Raw genomic sequence first — 1198 nt, forward strand, 5'->3', positions numbered from 1 at the left:
GAAACTTTACTAAAATAAATTTTAATGCCCTAAATTTGCTATATGAACAATTTACCTCGTGAAAAACTAATTCAAATTATTAAAGAAAATGGTATTTCCATTACAAATAATCCTCAACAATGTAAAGCCTTTTTGCTCGATTATTGTGGAGAATATCGGTTAGAAATTAATGTTTTAATGAATGCCTTACAGGAAGGAATTATTAAGGAATTAAAGAATATTCATCAAGGGATACCATTAGAGTCAATTTTGGCTAAATTACGTCAAAAATTAGAGACTAATTTAGCGATGAGGGAAGATGCTGCACAATGGGCTGTGGACTCATGGGCTTTAGCTTTAGGAATTATTACAGAATTAGAATTAAAAAGTTTAAACGTGGGTAGTTTTAAGGGATTAAATGACACATCTAATGAGGGAAAAAGAACAGAGGATAAATTACAACAAATAATTACTTCTACAAAAATAAATAATGTTGTACAAACTATTGGAAAATCCGTAATCAATGGAAATTTTACGGAAGTTTTACCTCATGGAATTAAATTAGAAATGGTTGCTATTCCCGAAGGTGAATTTATGATGGGTTCACAAGAATACAAATTAGAACAACCTATACATAAAGTTAAATTAAGGGCATTTTTTATGGGTAAATATCCCGTTACTCAAGAGCAATATCAAGCTATTATGGGAGAAAATCCCTCAAAATTTAAGGGGTTGGTTCATCCAGTAGAAAAAGTTGATTGGCTAAGAGCAACACAATTTTGTCAAAAATTATCCCAAATAACAGGGAAAAAATATCAACTTCCCAGTGAAGCTCAATGGGAATATGCTTGTCGGGCTGGAAGTGAAACTAAATATTACTTTGGTGATAATCCTTATTTATTAGAACATTACGCTTGGTATAAAAACAACTCCCAAGGAGAAACTCATCCAGTGGGAATGAAAAAACCTAATCAATGGGGCTTATATGATATGTATGGTAATGTTTGGGAATGGTGTGAAGATTTATGGCACAGTCATTATATTGATGCTCCCACAAATGATTATCCTTGGATAACAGGATTAACACAAAGTCATGTTGTTCGGGGAGGGGGTTTTGATTCTGAGAGTGGGGCTTGTCGATCGACTCATCGTAGCAACGCAGGTTCGATCGTCTATCAAGGATATTTATATGGTTTTCGTATTGTTTATATTCCTTGAT

Annotated in this window: 1 protein-coding gene; it reads left to right on the forward strand. The window is 33.1% G+C overall.

The genetic code is table 11. The features are described from left to right. Nucleotides 1-42: 42 nt before the first annotated feature. Complete coding sequence (locus tag ACN4EE_RS23530; RefSeq protein WP_431708938.1) at nt 43-1197, forward strand: formylglycine-generating enzyme family protein; 1155 nt, start codon at nt 43-45, stop codon at nt 1195-1197. Nucleotide 1198 lies beyond the last annotated feature (1 nt).

Origin of the sequence: Geminocystis sp. CENA526, assembly GCF_050753365.1 — a bacterium.
In the GTDB taxonomy this organism is placed as follows: Bacteria; Cyanobacteriota; Cyanobacteriia; order Cyanobacteriales; family Cyanobacteriaceae; genus Geminocystis.

What these genes read in the sequence shown, in the direction of transcription:
- ACN4EE_RS23530 (WP_431708938.1), top strand. Translation starts at nt 43, where the DNA reads ATGAACAATTTACCTCGTGAAAAACTAATTCAAATTATTAAAGAAAAT.